The organism is Streptomyces sp. DH41, assembly GCF_029813785.1.
Classification (GTDB): domain Bacteria; phylum Actinomycetota; class Actinomycetes; order Streptomycetales; family Streptomycetaceae; genus Streptomyces.
In genome coordinates this window covers 96,123-113,938 of sequence record NZ_JARVKY010000011.1, presented here as the reverse complement: position 1 = coordinate 113,938, position 17,816 = coordinate 96,123, and the positions used below count along the sequence as shown (strand labels likewise).

Genomic DNA, 17,816 nt, shown 5'->3' with positions numbered 1-17,816 from the left:
TGGGCCTTGCCGTAGCGGGGGCCGTCTCCCTGTACAGGGGTGACCTGCCGCAGGGCGGAATCATGCTCGGTACAGCCGGCTTCCTGACGTGGTACTGCTGCGGCCCGCTACGGGGCCGGGGACAGCCGGACGGGGCGGTCATCGGGGGCGACGGCGAGTGACGGTGCGAAGACGATGCCCACCACAGTGGGGCGCGGTGATCACTGCGGTCACCGTACCTTTGGGGCCGGCCAGACGTGCTTTCTGGGTACCTGACGCTCGTAGGCCTGCTTGACGGCCTCTCCGTATTTGACCGCGCCGTCGTGTTCCGGCAGGTCTCGGCGCCGGTGTGCCGTACTGCCGTCAGCCGCTGCTTGTGGCGTGGGCGGTGAACTGGGACGCCTCGCCGTCGTAGGGGGAACCAGTGAGGTCACCGAGAATCTCCATGCCGGTGAACCCCGCGTCGTTGAGCTCAGCGGTCAGTTCGTCCGGGGAGAAGTAGCGTACCCAGTTGAGGAAGACCCGCTGGCGATCGGCTTCGAAGATCTCGAACTTGTCGAGTGACACCCGCTCGTGCTCGTAGCGGTAGGTGTTGTGGAAGCCGAAGTAGGGGTGCTGGGACCAGAAGCCGTCCATGAGGGAGGGGGCGTAGGACGCCTGCTCGCGTACGTCGTTGAAGGCGGTGGCGGAGTCGACGTCGAAGACGAAGGAGCCGCCGGCGCGCAGATGCCGGTGAACGGTGCGGAGCACTGCCCGTCGCCCGTCGGGTGGGAGTGCGCAGTAGTCCCGCATGATCATGATGATCAGGTCGTAGCGTGTCGCCTCTTGGTAGGTGAGGTAGTTCTGGCAGAGGTAGCGGATGGGCAGCCTCTCGGCAGAGGCGACTGCCCTGGCGTGGTCGAGCGAGCGAGTTGACAGATCCAGTCCGGTGACGCTCGCTCCGGTGCGGGCGAGGCGCGTGGTGTAGAGGCCGGGGCCGCACCCGAAGTCGGCGATGCGACGGCCTTTCCCGACGTCGAAGCGGTCGATCATCCAGGACACGGCCTGTTCGACGTACGCCGCCCGATACGAGGACAGGTCGAGGTACGGATCGAGGTGGGCGGTCAGCATCCGCTGTGAGATGTGGGGATCGCTCCACAATTCCGGGGTCGTGATCGTGGAGTACACGTCGGGGCGGACGTTGACAGCCGAGAGCTGTTCGAACATGAGAGGGCTTCCTTGCAGTGTCTTGGCGATGAGGAAGACCGGCGTCTCGTGCGTGCAGCAGGAGGGCGTGAAGCCGATTCAACGCGGGCTGGCACACCTGGGGTGAGGTGCGTTGAAAGGGGTGAGCGCCGAGAAACGAGGAGTGCCTGCCTGGTCACGGAGATACCGAATGGGCAGCGCCGGGAGTCACTGGAGCCGAAGGGACGGCATCACAGAGAGCGGCGAGCTGCCGGGCATGTGGGACTTCAGGTTCAGTGGCGCATGACGCACATCGTAACGCCGCACCCGCAGAAGTTCGTGAGGAATGTTCGCTGCTGACGGTGAGTTCGGCGTACTGCTGCTGGCCGACTACCTCACCGTCGTGCCCGGCGGACACACCGGATGCTGCTCCGGGTCGCTTCCTCGATTCCGGCACGGGGTCGTCCTCCAGGAACACTCGGCGCGGCAATGCCAGACACCGGGGCCAGGACTTCTACCGCTGAGGCGTGCAGGGGTTCACGCTCGGAGCCAGATCGCGACGGACACCGGTACGTGACGCTGTGCCCCGTGCGAGGCCCGTATGCCGGGCCCCGCACGGGACGGGAGCATCAGCGCTTCATGAGGGCGAACACTCCCCAGCCGAGATACTCACGCGTGGAGCGCGCGTAGCGGGCGGGCTCGGTGGTGAGCTCCTCCCGTACCTGGGCAGCCAGTTCGTCATCCATGTTGCGGTCGAGCCAGCGGCGCATGTTGAGCCACTGGGCCGCGGTGTAGCGGTCCCAGCTGTCCTGGTCGGCCAGCACCATTTCCACGACGTCGTACCCGAGATCCTGGAACTGCGTGATCTGGTCCGGGAGCAGCAGAAAGTCGGCGATGCCGGTGGCGTGGCATGCCTTGGCGGTCTCCTCGTCCGGAGGGGTCCGCCGCCAGTACGGCTCGCCGATCAGCATCAGGCCCCCGGGGCGGAGGCTACGGCTGAGCAGCTCGGTCGTTCCGGCGACGCCGTTTCCGATCCAGGTGGCGCCGACGCACGCGGCGAGATCGACCGGTTCGTCCGCGACGTAGCCGGAGGCGTCGCCGTGTACGAAGGTGACCTGGTCGGTGACGCCGAGTTCTGCGGCGCGGGCGTGGGCCTGCTCGGTGAACACCGTGCTGATGTCCACCCCGGTCCCGACGACGCCGTGGTCACGGGCCCAGGTGCACAGCATCTCGCCAGCTCCGCTGGCGAGGTCGAGCACGCGTGACCCGGGTACCAGGTGCAGGGCCTGGCCCAGGGCGGCGAGCTTGCCAGGGGTGAACGGGTTGTGGATGCGGTGGCTACTTTCGCGAACGGTGAAGATGCGTGGAAGATCCACGTGAGGTGTTCCTTCGGTTCGATGAGGTCATGGCGTTGCGGGGGGACAGTCGACCGGAGTCGGCTGCCGATACTCGGACCGTCATCGAAGACACCTCGTTGAGAACATGTGGATCGTGAACATCAGTAATGTAGAGCCTTCTGTTTGACACTTCCACCAATTTGTTTTGGGTCTCCGTATGCGTAGCCGCACCGTTGGAGCGTCGCCCGCCGGATGCCGGACTCGACGGCTGGTCATGAGACAGCAGCCGCCTGAGACAGGCGAGCGGGTCGTAACCCCCCGAACCAGAAGCGCACTTGCAGAGCCTTCTTTCGGCGTGCACCGGCCCTCGCCCTCGGTGGTCGGGGAGTCACCCTGCACCGCAGCGGCCATGGCGAGACCCTCGGGTACCCGCCTTCAGCGACACGGTGTGGTGGAGTTCCTCGAAGACGCCGGCGTCGCCGACTCCGAGGCCTGGAGGGTCTCTGAGCCAGCTCGGACGGGTTGACAGGAGTTTGCCCACCAGCCGGTCCGTCACAGACCGGGCGGCGTCCTGGGGCACCGGGCCGGCACCGACAGTGGGCCGCTGCGATACGGGGGGCGCAGGCCGGCTCGGCGAGCGACGCGAGCAGTGATAGGCGAGGCGGGCTAGGCGAAAACGCTGGTGGGAGTCCCAGGCTCCGTGCCCGGCGGGAGATGCCGGCGGGTGACGTGGGGCTGGTCGACCTTCACACACGGCCATGACTGCGCAAGATCGCGTAAACCTTCAGTCCGGCCGCTGGTTAGCCTTGAAGGCACACACGATCTGCCGGCAACGCCCGGATATGGGCGGAATTAACTGTGAGGAGACAATGCGATCGACCGAGCACGCCCTTACGGTCGATTTCGTCGAACGTTCCCTGCGGGCTGATCTGCGCCTTGAACGTATAGCTGCCCATGTGGGCTATTCGCCCTACCACCTCCATCGCTCGTTTCGCCGCGTCTTCGGCCTCACGCTTCACACGTACGTCCACCGCAGACGGCTCACGGAAGCGGCGCGAGCGCTGATCAACACGTCCGAACCGATCATCGACGTCGCCCTGCGCCACGGATTCCGCGGGCGGCAGTCATTCACCAACGCCTTCTCGGCGAGTTACGGCGTGCCACCGGCAGCCTGGCGACATGCGCAGCGGTTCTTCCCGCTTCTCCTGCCGTACCGGTTCCATGAGACCGGATGGGACCTCGGCCGCACAGCCGACGGCTTGGAGATCACCGACCGGGTAGACACCGACACCCTCCTCCCCCTCTCGTTGGCGGCGGTCGACATGCTGCCGATGCTCGACGTCGAAGAGCACACCGCGGCCCTGCGCCGGATCGACGCACACCAGGTGCTGCTCGCCCACCGCGACGGACAGGGCGCGGCAGCGATGATCATCGAACCGAGGACCGGGCACATCGAGTATCTCGCCGTGCATCCACTGGTCCGCAGGTCATCCGTGCTGCACACACTGTTGCACGCAGCCCGGGAGCGTCATCCGCAACTGTCCGTCACCACCTTCCGGGAAGGTGACAGAGCCGACCTCGGCCATCGCCGAGCCCTTCTCGACCTCGGATTCCGGCCCGCCCCGTTGTGTGTGGAGTTCGGCTATCCCACACAACTGCTTGATCTGGACCCCTCAGGAGCACCACAGTGACCACCGAGACGTCGGATGCCCATCGGGTGGAAGCCGACCACCTCACCACCACCTTGCGCCGCCTGGAACGCAAGATCGAATCGCTGACCGAGGCACTCGAGGCCCACGACTTCGACTACCGCCATGTGAAGTCCTACATGGCCGACAACCGTGGCGAGATCGATCCCGGCGAGATGTACCAGAACGAACTCTTCCTGCGCGATATCGATGCTGAGGGCACTCACGCCGTGCGCCGCCGCACGCGGCTCGAGGCCATGCGCCGCACCCCCTACTTCGCCCGCCTCGACTTCACCCCAGACACGACATGCATCCCGGAGATCCATTACATCGGACGTGACGCGCTGCAGGACGCCGAGGGCACAGTGGTAGTGGACTGGCGTTCACCGCTCGGCGGGATGTACTACGAAGCCGAACCCGGCAGGGCAAGCTACGAGGCCCCTGCGGGAAAGATCGGCGGACTGATCGGACGCAAGCGCCAGCTCAAGATCGAGGACGGGCGACTGCGGCTCGTGGTCGACACGTCGGACACCATCCGCGACGACATCCTGCTGGAAGAGATCGGGCGCACGACCGACGCCCACATGCGTTCCATCATCGCGACCATTCAACGCGAGCAGAACGCGATCATCCGTAACGAATCGGACAGCACTCTCGTCATTCAGGGGGTCGCCGGCTCCGGGAAGACCTCCATCGCGCTGCACCGCATCGCCTACCTCCTGTACCGCCGACGTGGCCGGCTGAAGGCACGGAACACGGCCATCGTGTCCCCCAACGGACTCTTCGCCGAGTACGTCTCGGAGGTACTGCCCGAACTGGGCGAGGAACCGGTCGTCGCGCTCGACCTCGCCGGCGTCGCACGCACCCAGCTCGCGCGTCACCGCCTGAGCTTCACCGATCCGATCGAACCCGTTGATTCCGCCGAACCGGTCGGTGACGCGGGCCTTGCTCGCGCCCTGTCCAAGGCAACGCTTTCGTTCCACCGGTGGTTGGAACAGGCCGCTGCCGAAGCCGTCTTGTGCTGTTTCGAACCCCGTGAGCTGCGTGTCGAGGGATGCCGTGTCGACGCCGAGGAACTACGCGAGCGTTACGAGCGCATGCCCTCGCTGCCGGTCAGGACTCGCCTTCGCATGATGGCCGAGTACATCTGCCAACGGGACCGCGTGGACCGGCCCTTCGCCGTGTCCCACCCGCGGGCCGGGGAGGTGACGAAAGCGCTCACCGCCATGCTGTCGGTCAAGAGTGCGCGGGCCCTGTACCGCGGGCTCTTCCGCCGCGACGACGCCCCGACGACGTTCCGGGCGCCGGCGGCGGGCACCCTGGAGTGGGCTGACGTCTACCCCTTTCTGTTCGTCGCGGGAAAGTTCGACGGACCGGACGTCCACGAGCAGATCCAACACCTCGTGATCGACGAGATGCAGGACCACTCCCCGACGCAGTACGCGGTGCTGCGGCAGATCTTCCCCTGCGACATGACGGTTCTCGGCGACGTCGGCCAGGCGCTCGGCAACACCGAGAACTACACGCTGGACGATCTCTCGAGGCTGTTCGACGACGCACGTGTGATGGAGCTGAACCGCAGCTACCGCTCCACAACCGAGATCATGGAGTTCGCCGCGAAGGTCCGTGGCCACCACGTCGCGACGATCGACCGGCACGGAGACGTGCCCCAGGTGCTCGCCTTCGACACGAGTGAGGCAGAGACAGGCTGGATCGCCGAGGAAGTCGGCCGCTTCCGCGCGGCACGGAGCGGCCGCCTCGCGATCGTCACCCGCTCGCGTGCGCGGGCACAGAGCCTGCACCGCCAGTTGTCCGAGAAACTTGACGAGATCGCCCTGGCGACAGCCGACTCACGCGGCGTGTTCGAACACGACGTCACGGTCCTGCCCGTCGCGCTCGCCAAGGGGCTCGAATTCGACGCGGTGATCGTCGCCCAGGCGTCGGCGGCCGAGTACGGATCGGCCGCCGACTGCGCTCTGCTCTACATCGCCTGCACCCGTGCTCTTCACCGGCTCACCGTGACCCACACCGAGCGGCCGAGTCCGCACCTGCCGGCATAGGAACGGAGTCAGGGTCGGACAACGGGCGGCGCCTGCCCGGCCCAGCGTCCCCCGCCCGCACGTCTCCTGCAACCACCGCGTGCCGAGGGAAGCGGGCCGCTGGCCGCGCTGCCCGAGGAGCGCCGAGAGGCGTTCGTCCTCACCCAACTCGGCGGCCTTCCTCATGCGGAGGCGGCCGTGCTCAGCGAATGCCCGTCCGGGTCCGCCCGTTCCCGTGTCGCCAGGGCCGGCCCGCGCTTCCCTGATGCGGACCTGTACGACGCCGAGCGGGCCCAACCGCCGGGGGCGGCCGCCTGACCACGACCACGTGGCGCCCGGACGCCCTCGGACCTCGGAGTACCGACGGCCACTACGTCGGGGGATGGGCCTCACCATGCTCCCGAACGGCCCTGGCGAGGCCCGCGCGGCGTCGTCAGCGGTGGCGGTGACCCTCCTCTGCTCCCTGACCAGGTATCCGGTGTGCGAGACGCGCTCTACCCGCTCTCCTCGCCTCGTGGCCGGAGCGGTGACGCGGGGATCTCGGAGCGGTGGGATGCCCGGTACGCGGCCCGACACCTCAAGCAAGAGGCGTCAGGGCCGCGGGCGCCCCCGGGCTTGGGAGCTTGCGCAACCACCGTTCCTTGCGTTCACCGGTTCGGCCATCCCGCCCGTGCCAGCAGCGGTAGTGGTCGAGGACCAGAATGTCGCCCTCGTTGAGACGGAAACGCGGCAGCGACGGTTCGACGCCGCGCACGGCATCGTTCAGGCGGGCGAGTTGGGGGCGGACGTGTTCCATGTCGGGGACGCGGTGGATCGGCAGGGCGACACCGGTCGCGGTGCAGCCGGTGGCTTTGACGGCCGCCAGTGCGCCCAGACCGGCGAAGAACCAAGGGCGACTGCGCGCCTTGCGGACACCCTCCGTGAAACTCGGCCAGAAAGGACGCCCTGCCCGTCCCGGCCGAAGGCTCCGGCGTGTTTTCCGCAGCCCCAGGCCGTGTGCCGCGTCCGGGAACGCAGGTCGCGACGAGCCAGACCAGCCAGAGCAGTCCGATGCCCACCAGCAGCGCCCACGTGTCCAGGAAGACGGCGAGCAGCGCGGCCAGGGAGGGTCCCACGAACGTGGTGACCCGTACCGCCAGGGTCATGGCAGCGTTGGCCCGCTGCCTGCGACCGGCGTCGACCACCTCGGCGGTCAGGGCCTGGAAGACGGGCCGGCAGGCACCTTGGCCGGCTCCGGCGGCAAGCAGCCCCGAAGCACCGTGTTCCTCGATGGGCGACGCTTTCGGTGCTCGGGTCGACGAAGTCGGCCCCGCTTCCCGTACAGGTCCCGGGCAGGAGTGATGCAATCCGCAGCGACACACTGTCCGATCGGTCAGAACTGACCGATCGGACAGTTATGGTTGGGGAATGGCACGCTCCGCCTCCGCCATGCGCGGTCAGATCCTGGAGTCGGCACTGCGACTGTTCGCCGTGCACGGCTTCCGTGGTACCTCGTTGCAGGACATCGCCTCCGACGCGGGCTGCTCGAAGGCGTCACTCCTCTACCACTTCGCCGGCAAGGAAAAGATCCTCACCGAGCTGCTGACCCCGGCCCGGGACGCCCTCGCCACGCTGCTCGACCGGGTGGCCGGGCTGGACGGCGGCCGGCTGGTGGAGGAGGCCGTCGTCGGATACGTCGACCTGACGCTGCGATTCCGCCGTGAGATCCGGCTTCTCTTCGAGGACATCGCCGAGATGTCCTGCCATCAGGACCTCAACGTCAGGGAGTTGGCGGACGGGCTGCTGGACGCGCTGGCCGGCCGCTCCCAACGGGCGCCGGCCCGGGTGGCGGCATGGATGGTGCTGGGCGCCGTCTTCATCACCAGTGCCGCCGATGACGACGTGGCGCCGGAGGAGGTGCTGCGCGCCGAAATGATCCGCAGTGCGCTGCGGACGCTTGACCACACCCCCAGTTGACCCCTCAACGGAAAGACTCTTCCTCCATGGCGACTCTGCTGTACCGGCTCGGGCGGTTCTCCTTCCGCAGACGAGGCCGAATAGCCGCCTTCTGGCTGCTCCTGCTGACCCTCCTGGGCGTCGGCGCCGCCACCCTGATGGGCCCGACCAGCGACAAGTTCTCCATGCCGGGCACCGAGTCCCAGCGGGCGCTGGACGACCTCGCCCGGCAGTTCCCGCAGGCCGGCGGAGCCACCGGCACCATCGTCCTCGCCGCGCCCGAGGGCGGAAAGCTGGATCCCGTCGCGGTGGCGCCCCTGGTGAAGGAAGCCTCCGGGATCGACGGCGTCACCGCCGCCATGGACCCGTTCCAGACCGGCTCGGTCTCCCAGGACGGCCGCTACGCCCTGATCCAGGTGCAGTTCGACAAGGCCGCCGACGAGGTCACCGACGAGCAGAAGTCGGCCTACGAGGCAGTCGGCGCCGACGCCGGGGGCCTGCGGGTCGAGCACGGCGGCGAGGTCATGGGCGGTGAGGTGGAGATCGGCTCCACCGAGGCGCTCGGCGTCCTGGTCGCCGCGGTGGTCCTGGTCATCACCTTCGGCTCACTGGTCGCCGCCGGCATGACCCTGCTGAACGCGCTGATCGGCGTCGCGGTAGGGATGGCCGGCCTCTTCTCCCTGACCAGTGTGATCGAACTGACCTCCACCGCGCCCGTCCTGGCGCTGATGCTTGGCCTGGCCGTCGGTATCGACTACTCGCTCTTCATCACCTCCCGCTACCGCCAGTACCTCGCGGAGGGTCTGAAGCCGGAGGAGGCCGCCGGACGCGCGACCGGCACCGCCGGCTCCGCAGTCGTCTTCGCCGGTGCCACCGTCGTCATCGCCCTGGCCGGTCTCTCCGTCGTCGGCATCCCCTTTCTGAGCGTGATGGGCCTGGCCGCGGCGGGCACCGTCGCCGTCGCCGTGCTGGTCGCCCTCACCCTGCTGCCGGCCTTCCTCTCCTTCGCCGGCAAGAAGATCCTGCCGCGCAGGCAGCGCCACGCGGACGGGTACGCCGCCGAGGACGGCCCTCCTGCCGAGGGCTTCGGCTTCGCCTGGGGCCGGTTCGTCGCCAAGCTGCGTGTGCCGTTCCTGGTCGTCGGCATCCTCGGGCTGGGCGCGCTCACCCTCCCGGCCCAGGACATGCGCATCGCCCTGCCGGACGCGGGTACCGCTGCTGAGGGCACCCCGGCACGCGAGGCGTACGACCTGACGTCCGAGGGCTTCGGAGAGGGCTTCAACGGCCGTCTCATCGCCGTCGTCAACGGTGACGACGCCCGGTCCACCGGGGCGGCCGCCGAAAAGGCCACCGTCCTCATCAAGGACACCGACGGCATCCTGACCGTGGCCCCGCCGCAGCTGAACGAGCAGGGCACCACCGCCCTGCTGGCCATCATCCCCGAGGCCGGCCCGACCGCCGTCGCCACCGAGGACGCCGTCCACGACATCCGTGACCGGGTCGCGGACATCGAGGGCGCCGACATCGCCCTCACCGGGGCGACCGCCCTGGGCATCGACGTCTCGCAGAAGCTCGCCGACGCCCTGCCGGTGTATCTGCTCCTGGTGGTGGGCCTGTCCGTCCTGCTGCTCATGTTGGTCTTCCGGTCGGTCCTGGTGCCGCTGAAGGCGGCTCTGGGCTTCCTGCTCACCGTGGGCGCGACCTTCGGCATCACCGTCGCCATCTTCCAGGAGGGCCATCTCGCCGGCCTGGTGGGCGTCGACACCCCCGGCCCGCTGGTGAGCTTCCTGCCGATCCTGCTCATCGGCATCTTGTTCGGCCTCGCCATGGACTACGAGGTCTTCCTCGTCTCCCGCATGCGCGAGGACTTCGTCCACGGCGCCGACCCGCAGGCGGCCATGATCAGCGGCATGGGCCACAACGCCCGCGTCGTCACGGCCGCCGCGCTCATCATGACGTCCGTGTTCGGGGGCTTCGTCCTGATGGACGACCCGATCATCAAATCCATCGGGTTCGCCCTCGCCGTCGGCGTGGTCGTCGACGCCTTCGTCGTTCGCATGGCGCTGGTCCCGGCGGTGATGTCGCTGCTCGGCCGTGCCGCCTGGTGGCTGCCGGGGCCCGTCGACAAAGCCTTGCCCGACCTCGACATCGAGGGCGAGAAGCTGAACCGGCAACTGGCCGCGGAGACGCGCGACGAGACTCCCATCCCGGTCTGACTCGAGCACAGACAGCCCGGCCCACAGCCCGGAGGGCGGGGACCGCACAGCGGTCCCCGCCCTCTCCCGTGAACCCGCACCATGCCCCGCTCGCGCAGTAGAGGCAGCAAGTGGCCCCCACCCTGGGCAGGCACCCTCAGACTCACCCCCCCCGGCTACCACTTCAGCTCACCCGAGCGACGTCCCCTGTAGCGGGAATGCCTAGGCCCGCCCGGAACTGACCCGCTGGAGGTCGTACGACCAGCGACGCCGCCGGCACTCCGCGCTCGGCTACCTCACACCGGTCGAGTTGGCGTCGACCTTCAGCCGGCTTGAACCCGGGCGGCGGGGAGGTTGTCGAGAATCGCTGAGACCGTCTGGTCCGGCGTCTGCTCTGACGTGTCCAGCCAGAGCCCGATGCGCGGCGTCTCCTCGCGCAGAGCGTGGTCGAGGGCGTCGACCGTCCAGGCGCTGCCATATCCCGTCTTCGGGCGCTCGGCTTCTCTGTTCTGTGTACGGCTGTAGCGGAGGGAGCCAGCACGACGACGTACAAAGGCCGTGTATGCAGCCTGGTGACGTACCGGCTCAGGTCTTCCCCCAGGATGAGGTCCTGGACGACCGCGGTCCAGCCGTGGCGCGTGTACTCGTCGGCCACCAGCGCGGACAGTCGGTAGCGCAGTTCCAGCTGGGACCTGGCCTCGGCGGTCTCTTCAGGCAACAGTTCCTCCCGGCCGGATACCACCATCCGTCGGAAGACGTCGCCACGCACATGCGCGGCTCGGGGTAGTCGCCGGGCCAGCAGTTCGGCCACGGTGGACTTCCCCGCCGCCATCACGCCGGTGATCAGGACGACAGCGGAACGCAGTTCGGTGTCCACGTGGACCTCTCGTGTGCAGACGGCATGCCGGATGTGCGAGCCCGCTTTGGAGGCAGGCGTGAGGCCCCCGGTAGGACAGTCACCACAAGATCATGTCTGCAACTACCAGAGGCTCCGCGTTGGTCACCTATGTTGCCCCGCTCGATGTTCCGCACCACGTGGTGCAGTACCTCGCACGCCTGCCGGCCGCCCACCGCCGCCGGATCGGCACGCCGAAGGGCTCCCGGAGGCTGGAGCCCTTCTGGCAGGCCGTGCTGGTACTGCGCTGGTTCCGCGCCCGTGGCTGCGCGCACCGCCTGGCTCGGGATGGGGCGCTGGAGCCAATAGACGCACACTCCATTCGCGAGCCTACGAGCCGGGCCGTCGCCACAGGTCTACGAAGCAGCGCAGTCGGAGCGGGTCTGGTTGTCGAGGTTGTATCCGCGCAGGTCGCGGATGGAGCTGCTGCGGTCATGGACCGCCTCTCGCGCTGCTGTCCGAGGCCCGCCATACCCAGGGCTGCCCGCCGAGGGTTGTCTCGGAGCCGGCCCGGGTGACGATCGGCTGTTCGGCGCGCAGGATCTGGTAGCTCGCCGTCATGGTGTCCCTGGCGAAACCGAGCTCACCGGCGAGCAGACGCTCGGCCGGAAGCTGCGCGCCGAGCGGTAGCCGGCCGTCGCGGACGGCCTTCTCCATGGCATCGGCCAGCCGCCGCGCCGGCGTTCCGCCGCCGGCGCGCCAGTCGCCGAGTCTCCGGGGCCCCTGAACTACCGCTATGTCGACGTGTTCGCCGGCAAGGCGTACACCGGAAACTCCCTGGCCGTCTTCCCCGACAACCCCGGCCTGTCCGCCGCGCAGACGCTCAGCTTCGCCACTTCGAGACGATTTTCCTGAGTGCCTCGGAAGGGCCCCACTACGTCACCGCCCGGGTCTTCGACCTCTTCGATGAACTCGAGTTCGTCGGACACCCGGCCCTGGGCGCAGCCGCCGTCCTGCACGAGCGCGACGGCAACCCCGAACCTCGAAGCTGGACGCTCCATCTGATGAACGGCAGGACCATCGAGGTGCCCACGCGGCGCACCCCCGTCGGGTTCCACGCGGAACTCGACCAGGGAGCCCCGGAGTTCCGAGCGACTGTGTCGGCGAAGGACAGGGTGGAGGTCGCCGCGGCCCTGAACCTGCCAGGCCGGGCACTCGCCGATCTTCCGCTGCGCGTCGTCTCCACCGGCCTGCGCTATCTCATCGTGCCGGTGGTGGCGAGTCTGGCCGAGGCGAGGATCGTCCGCGGTGACTTCGCGGAGCTGGCCGGACGGTACGGAGCGCAGTTCGCGTATCTGCTCGACGTGGAGGCCCTGGGCGGCCGGCACTGGAACAACGACGGGGTCCTGAAGGACGTCGCGACCAGCAGCGCGGCCGGCTGCGTCGGCGTGTACCTGGCTCGGCGCCGCGTCGTACCCCTCGAGGAGGAATTCGTACTGCGGCAGGGGCGCTTCACCGGCCGTCCGCGCCGGCTCACCGTCCTGCCCCAGGGCAGCCCTGACGCACTGCACAACATCCGGGTCGGCGGCGACGTGACCCCGGTGGCCAGGGGAACCCTGGACCCCCTGCCCGACTTCCCCTTGTACGCGGCCGACCGCATCCGCGCCGCCGGGCCTCCCCGACTTCGTGGAGCCGGTCGCCGACGCCTTCACCGCCTTCAGCACCACCGACGGAGCCCAGGCGCCGGTCATGGTGCCGCACGTCGCCGACGGCGGAGACTCCCACATCAAGGCCGCCCACCTGCCGGGAGGCCGTCACTTCCTCGTCAAGATCGCCAACTGGCTCCCGGGCAATCAGACACGCGGCATGCCGGAAGGCGGCGGGTTCGTCGCCCTCTTCGACGCGGCGACCGGCGCCGTCACCGCCGTTCTGGAGGACGAGCACCACCTCTCCGACCTCCGCACGGCCGCCGCCGGAGCCGTCTGCGCCCGCGCGCTGCCCCGCCCCTACGCAATCCGCGCGACCGTACTCGGCACCGGCCGACAGGCCTGGCTCCAGACCAGTGCCCTGACCCTCGTACGTCCGGTCCGCCAGCTCCGGCTCTGGGACCGCGACCACCGCCGCGCGACCGCCCTCGCCGACCGACTCGGCCGGGAACTCCCACACGTCGACGTCACCACGGTCACCGATCCGGAGCGGGCCGTGCGCCGGTCCGACATCGTCGTCACCGCGACGGCCAGCCCCACCCCCATCCTGTTCGGCCCCTGGCTCCGTCCCGGCCAGCACATCACCGCCCTCGGCGCCGACGCCCCGGCCGAACGCGAACTCGACGGCGCCTGTCTGCGCCGCGCCACCCCGGTCATCGTCGACAACCGGGAACTCGCTCTCCGCTACGGCGATATCCACACCGTTGTCGCCCGCGGAGAGGTGACGGCGGACCGCATCGACGGCGGTCCCGACAGAGCCGAAGGACACTAACCATCCACCACACCATTCAGATGTGAGAAGTGAGGCCGGTGACGGGGTCGTGGGAGATCAGCGTGGGTAGACCCGGGGCATACCGGACGACCTCGGCGGTCAGCAGGGCCGGCCGTTGACTGGCCGTCGCGACCTCGACCAGGAACCGCAGCACGGCGGCCACCCCCGCACCGTCAAGCACGTCTTCGGGCCAGACGGAGAACTCGATCTCCTCTTCTTCGTACGGCAGGGCGAAGAACCACACGGCGCCGAAGCGGGCCCGGAAGGCGAAACTCGTCCCCTGGCCCTCCGGCTCGTCTGCCCAGACCCGGAAGAGGTCGGCGAAGGACGGCCGAACGGGATCGAGCCGGGGGTAGGGGTGCTCCACCTCGGTCTCGTCGGCTACGACACCCAGGCGTTCGAGGACCGCGATCCACTCAACGCGGGTCGCGTCGAGGACCCGAATGTCCCTCAGGCTGCCATCGAGATGGAAGACATCGCACATCCACGGCTCGGGCAGACACCGCGCGCGGGTACCGTGCTCACCGGCGTGGACGTCCTCGTGCGTCAACTCGATCCGCCCCCTCGCGATTGTCCCTCCCCTGGCGCCATGGTAGGTGGTCGCCACACAAAAGTTTCAGTCGGTGATGCGGCCCTCGTTGACGCCGGAGTCGAACGGGGTGGTGATGCCCTGCACGACTGCGGGCTGGTCCTCGCGGATGGTGTTGGCCAGGCTGGCCAGGGCCGGGAGGCGCGCACCGGACAGTTGCTCGAGCCAGCGCGCCAGCGGGCGGGCGTCGCCGGCGTCGAGCATGGCGGCGAACTGGCGCACCAGGTCGTGGGTTCGTGCCAGTTCCGGGCAGTGGTCGAGCAGCCGTCGGAGGACTTCGGTGGTGTGGAGGTCGCGGCGGGATGGTGCGGTGGTGATCCAGCGGGTGACCTGGCGTGGTGAGGACGGTCGCTTGCGTGGGGTGTCGATCGGAAGGCCGCGGCGTAATGGCGCGATGGCCATCTTGACCCATTGGTAGTGGCCGCCATAACCCTTGGCGACGAGTTCCTCGTGCAGCACCGTCGCGGTGTGCTCGCCCTCCTCCCAGCGCTGCCGCAGGTACTCCAGGTATGGATCAAGACTTCTCGGTCGGCGAGGCGGGATCCGGCGTACGCATTCCTGCCAGGTGGCTGCCCGGGCGTACTTGCTCACAGTGCGACGGCGCAGGCCCAGTTCGCGGGCTGCCGAGTTGAGCGAGCGGCCGGCGTCGGTCACCGCGTGCGCGGCCTCGAACAGCCGCTTCGCTTGGCGATGGGCGGGGGTGTCGGCCTCGTCGGGCGGTGCCGCCGGGCTCGCGGGCAGCGATGCCGCTTCGGGCTCGGGGACCGCAGCGGACAAGCATCCTCGGTGGGCCGCGGCAACATCTCCGACCCGCTTCGACAGTCCCTGCCACAGGTGGAAGCGGTCGCTGACCCGCATCGCGTTGGGGGCGCCGTCGGCGATGCCCGGTCGGTAGACCAGCGAGCCGTCCCGGCAGACCACGTCAACACCGGCGTGTGTCCGCGCAGCCATGCGGCCAATCGCTCGGCGTCGCGGCCGACCCACAGCTCGATCGGCAGCCGGGTGCCGGCATCCACCAGCAGGGTGCCGTAGACGTCCGAGTACAGCACGAAGTCGTCCACGCCCAACACCCGCGGGGCAACTGCCGGCGGAAGGGGCAAGCGCATCAAGCGAGACAGCACGCTGGTCGGCGACAGCGGTACCTGCAGGATCTGCAGGAGCCGGGCGCCGCCACGGCCGGCGAGGAGTACCCCGGCCGTCTCCACCAGGTGCTACAACAGGGGGCTGCGGCTCTGGTAGAGCGCCGTCAGCCCTTCGACCTGCTCGGCGAACGTCCGCCGACCGCAGCTCGGGCCGTCACAGAACAACCGCCGCACCGACAGCTTGATCACCACCGGTCGGCCACTCACAGCGACATCGGTCAGCGCGCGGCCATAGCGGCTGTGCACCCGCGCGGAACCGCGACCGCAGTCCGGACACGCCACCGTCAACTCGCGGGTGCGGGCCGCGATGCGGACTACGCCTCCCGCCACCCATACTCGTTCTACTCGCACCGCATCAAGGTGCGGAGACATGATCCATATGAGGTCACCACACTCGCCAACAGTGCCGGTACTCGTGACGGAGCGTCACCGGCGCACGGTGGCACACCCCAGCATCACGAAAATCTCGCCAGGGCCACGTTCACGCGTACGCCGACGGGCCGCCTGTCGGCAGCCCGCCAGCAGCCCCGACTACCCCGGTTGCACCATAGGTTTGACAGGCCCGGCGACTCCAACCGGACAGCGGGCCGGACTGGGAGCACCGCGGTCCGGCGGCTTACTTCTGGGTGACGTCGGTGCAGTAGACGTCCTTGTCCGGCAGGTGGCCGGTGGCGAGGAAGCCGACGGTGGCCTTGTCTGCGCAGGCTGAGCCCGCGCCGTAGACGGAGTGCCCGCCGTTGTCGACACCGACGAAGGCAGAGCCGTCGCCGAGGGACTCGTGCAGCCCGACGCCGCCTTCCCACGGGGTGGCATTGTCCCGGCGGTTCTGCAGGATCAGGGTGTTGCGCGGGCCGCCCTTCACGACCTTGACAGCCGCCTCAGCCGGCTTGTCCCAGTATGCGCATGCCCAGATGTTGGCGGGCATGCCCGCGGTGAGCGGCCACTTCTCGCGGTCGGCGGCGGTGCGGGCGGCGTAACCGTCGACGTCGTGCGGCCATTCGGCGTCACCGCAGGTGAGAGCCAGGAACATGGTGGCCTGGTTGTCCGCGGGGATGCCCGGGGACGTCGGTGCGGCGGCGAACACCTCTTTGAGAACCGCGAGGTCGGCGGCCGTGGTGTTGCCGTGGGCCAGGTTGTCGGCGGCCTTCCAGAACTTGACGAGTACGGGAAGGGTGTTGTTGTCCAGAAGCAGGGCGTAGGTCATGTTCCGCAGCAGCGCCCCGTCCAGCGACACCGGTGCGCCGGGAATCGCCGCGGGCGTGCGGTCGAGCCGGTCGGCGAGGGTGAGGTAGGTCTGGGTCACCTGCGCGACGCTCGTGCCCAGCTTGAGGGTGTCGGCCTGCGCCGCGGCGACGCGGGCGGCATCGGGGAATCGGTCGGCCATGCCCTTGCCCCAGGTGTCCGCCACCTGGTTGGCCCATACCTTGGTGGGGTCGACGTTGCCTTCCAGGACCATCCGGTCGGTGTGGTCCTGGAAGAGGGAGCGGTAGACGGCGCCCAGGTAGGTGCCGTAGGACTGGCCCCAGTAGGAGACCTTCTGCTCACCGAGCGCCTGGCGGATGCGGTCCATGTCGCGGGCGGTGTTGGCGGTGTTGTAGTGCCGCAGGTCCTCGCCCACCGTGTCGGCGCACTTCTTGGCGACGGCTTCGGCGAGGGCCACGTTCTTGGTGATCGAGCCGTCCGCGGCAGGATAGGGGAAGAGCCCGGGGACGCCGGGGTCCTTCAGACCGCAACTCTGTGGAGTGCTGTGTTCGACGCCGCGCGGGTCGAAACCGATCAGGTCGTAGCGGTCCAGTACGGACTTCGGCAGTGTGGACGCCATGGTTTCGGGCATGCCGAGACCGCCCAGGGCCGGCCCGCCGGGGTTCAGCAGCAGAACGCCATGTCGTTTTCCGGGCTGTGCGGTGGACAGCCGGGAGACCGCCAGGTCGATCTTCGTACCGCCCGGGTTCTGGTAGTCGAGTGGCACCTCCAGCGTTCCACAGGCGAGGTCGGGGTCACGGGTTTTTCCCTCGGCCAGGGCTGGGCACGTACCCCACACTATCTTGGCGGCACCCGCGGTCTCGCCGACGTTTTTGTCGGAGACCTTGGCCGGTGTCGAGTCCTTGGCGTCGGCACTACACGCGACCAGTGTGGTTCCTCCCAGCGTGGAAACCAGCAGAGCTGCGGCGATTCGGCGGCCTCTGGTGAAACCGTGCTGCGCGGAACTGCGTGTCGTGGTCATGGTGTTGTCCTTGGCTACTGGGCTGATCGGCCTTGTCCGGCCGCTGCGCTGACGATTCGAGTCAACAGGAGGCCACCGGTGGCGCGCGTCACCCCAGGGAGGACAAAAACACGTAGCTCGCTCGGGGGATCGGTCCTGGTGTCGGCGTACGGACCTTCCTGGCCCTCACAAGGTTTCCGTGACGCTGGGTGCGACCGTGCGCCGGTGACGC

At 68.8% G+C, this 17,816-nt stretch carries 13 protein-coding genes and 4 pseudogenes; 7 read left to right on the top strand and 10 right to left on the bottom strand.

The window, feature by feature from the left end; all coding sequences use genetic code 11:
* Positions 1-342: 342 nt before the first annotated feature.
* On the bottom strand, positions 343-1,185 hold the full coding sequence (locus QC283_RS19510; protein ID WP_279562848.1) for an SAM-dependent methyltransferase: 843 nt from the start codon (positions 1,183-1,185) through the stop codon (positions 343-345).
* A 587-nt stretch (positions 1,186-1,772) separates the two neighbouring features.
* Positions 1,773-2,519, bottom strand: a complete 747-nt coding sequence (locus tag QC283_RS19505) for an SAM-dependent methyltransferase (protein ID WP_279562847.1) — start codon at positions 2,517-2,519, stop codon at positions 1,773-1,775.
* An 830-nt stretch (positions 2,520-3,349) separates the two neighbouring features.
* On the opposite strand from QC283_RS19505, the gene QC283_RS19500 reads away from it, so the two are divergent.
* From QC283_RS19500 to QC283_RS19490, 3 genes and pseudogenes are all read left to right on the top strand, one after another.
* Positions 3,350-4,171 carry a helix-turn-helix transcriptional regulator gene (locus tag QC283_RS19500; protein ID WP_279562846.1) on the top strand — a complete coding sequence of 274 codons (822 nt, stop codon included), beginning with the start codon at positions 3,350-3,352 and terminating at the stop codon, positions 4,169-4,171.
* Positions 4,168-6,228 (top strand): HelD family protein, encoded by a 2,061-nt coding sequence (locus QC283_RS19495; protein WP_279562845.1) that lies wholly within the window; start codon positions 4,168-4,170, stop codon positions 6,226-6,228. Before QC283_RS19500 ends, QC283_RS19495 begins: the two co-directional genes overlap by 4 nt.
* Positions 6,229-6,327: 99 nt before the next feature.
* Positions 6,328-6,525 (top strand): annotated as a pseudogene (locus tag QC283_RS19490) (sigma factor-like helix-turn-helix DNA-binding protein); the annotation flags it as partial.
* A gap of 259 nt (positions 6,526-6,784) precedes the next feature.
* Here QC283_RS19490 and QC283_RS19485 read toward each other — a convergent pair.
* Together QC283_RS19485 and QC283_RS39610 are read right to left on the bottom strand one after the other, a co-directional pair.
* Positions 6,785-7,003, bottom strand: a complete 219-nt coding sequence (locus QC283_RS19485) for a TauD/TfdA family dioxygenase (protein WP_279562983.1) — start codon at positions 7,001-7,003, stop codon at positions 6,785-6,787.
* A gap of 223 nt (positions 7,004-7,226) precedes the next feature.
* A pseudogene (locus QC283_RS39610) lies at positions 7,227-7,391 on the bottom strand (MFS transporter); the annotation flags it as partial.
* A gap of 223 nt (positions 7,392-7,614) precedes the next feature.
* Between QC283_RS39610 and QC283_RS19475 the strand changes: the two are divergent.
* Together QC283_RS19475 and QC283_RS19470 are read left to right on the top strand one after the other, a co-directional pair.
* Complete coding sequence (locus QC283_RS19475; protein WP_279562844.1) at positions 7,615-8,163, top strand: TetR/AcrR family transcriptional regulator; 549 nt, start codon at positions 7,615-7,617, stop codon at positions 8,161-8,163.
* A gap of 26 nt (positions 8,164-8,189) precedes the next feature.
* The gene (locus QC283_RS19470) at positions 8,190-10,358 is read left to right on the top strand and encodes an MMPL family transporter (protein ID WP_279562843.1); all 2,169 of its coding nucleotides are present in this window, start codon (positions 8,190-8,192) and stop codon (positions 10,356-10,358) included.
* A gap of 302 nt (positions 10,359-10,660) precedes the next feature.
* Here QC283_RS19470 and QC283_RS19465 read toward each other — a convergent pair.
* Positions 10,661-11,169, bottom strand: a pseudogene (locus tag QC283_RS19465) (AAA family ATPase).
* A 495-nt stretch (positions 11,170-11,664) separates the two neighbouring features.
* Positions 11,665-11,901 (bottom strand): GntR family transcriptional regulator, encoded by a 237-nt coding sequence (locus QC283_RS19460; protein ID WP_279562974.1) that lies wholly within the window; start codon positions 11,899-11,901, stop codon positions 11,665-11,667.
* A gap of 176 nt (positions 11,902-12,077) precedes the next feature.
* Here QC283_RS19460 and QC283_RS19455 point away from each other — a divergent pair.
* Together QC283_RS19455 and QC283_RS19450 are read left to right on the top strand one after the other, a co-directional pair.
* Positions 12,078-12,716: pseudogene (locus tag QC283_RS19455) on the top strand (PhzF family phenazine biosynthesis protein); the annotation flags it as partial.
* A 142-nt stretch (positions 12,717-12,858) separates the two neighbouring features.
* Positions 12,859-13,650 (top strand): ornithine cyclodeaminase family protein, encoded by a 792-nt coding sequence (locus QC283_RS19450; RefSeq protein WP_279562842.1) that lies wholly within the window; start codon positions 12,859-12,861, stop codon positions 13,648-13,650.
* A gap of 16 nt (positions 13,651-13,666) precedes the next feature.
* Here the strand turns inward: QC283_RS19450 and QC283_RS19445 are convergent, their stop codons facing one another.
* From QC283_RS19445 to QC283_RS19430, 4 genes are all read right to left on the bottom strand, one after another.
* Positions 13,667-14,200 carry a hypothetical protein gene (locus QC283_RS19445; RefSeq protein ID WP_279562841.1) on the bottom strand — a complete coding sequence of 178 codons (534 nt, stop codon included), beginning with the start codon at positions 14,198-14,200 and terminating at the stop codon, positions 13,667-13,669.
* Between the two features lie 66 nt (positions 14,201-14,266).
* Positions 14,267-15,190 carry a transposase gene (locus QC283_RS19440; protein ID WP_279562840.1) on the bottom strand — a complete coding sequence of 308 codons (924 nt, stop codon included), beginning with the start codon at positions 15,188-15,190 and terminating at the stop codon, positions 14,267-14,269.
* 260 nt (positions 15,191-15,450) lie between these two features.
* A complete protein-coding gene (locus tag QC283_RS19435) occupies positions 15,451-15,711 on the bottom strand; it encodes a transposase family protein (RefSeq protein ID WP_279562839.1) in 261 nt (86 codons plus the stop codon).
* A 286-nt stretch (positions 15,712-15,997) separates the two neighbouring features.
* Positions 15,998-17,605, bottom strand: coding sequence for an alpha/beta hydrolase (locus QC283_RS19430; RefSeq protein WP_279562838.1), 1,608 nt, complete (start codon positions 17,603-17,605; stop codon positions 15,998-16,000).
* Between the last annotated feature and the right edge of the window lie 211 nt (positions 17,606-17,816).

Coding starts and splice junctions, on each gene's coding strand:
- QC283_RS19510 (WP_279562848.1), bottom strand. CDS start 1,185: ATGTTCGAACAGCTCTCGGCTGTCAACGTCCGCCCCGACGTGTACTCC.
- QC283_RS19500 (WP_279562846.1), top strand. CDS start 3,350: ATGCGATCGACCGAGCACGCCCTTACGGTCGATTTCGTCGAACGTTCC.
- QC283_RS19485 (WP_279562983.1), bottom strand. CDS start 7,003: ATGGAACACGTCCGCCCCCAACTCGCCCGCCTGAACGATGCCGTGCGC.
- QC283_RS19475 (WP_279562844.1), top strand. CDS start 7,615: ATGGCACGCTCCGCCTCCGCCATGCGCGGTCAGATCCTGGAGTCGGCA.
- QC283_RS19470 (WP_279562843.1), top strand. CDS start 8,190: ATGGCGACTCTGCTGTACCGGCTCGGGCGGTTCTCCTTCCGCAGACGA.
- QC283_RS19440 (WP_279562840.1), bottom strand. CDS start 15,190: ATGGCTGCGCGGACACACGCCGGTGTTGACGTGGTCTGCCGGGACGGC.
- QC283_RS19430 (WP_279562838.1), bottom strand. CDS start 17,605: ATGACCACGACACGCAGTTCCGCGCAGCACGGTTTCACCAGAGGCCGC.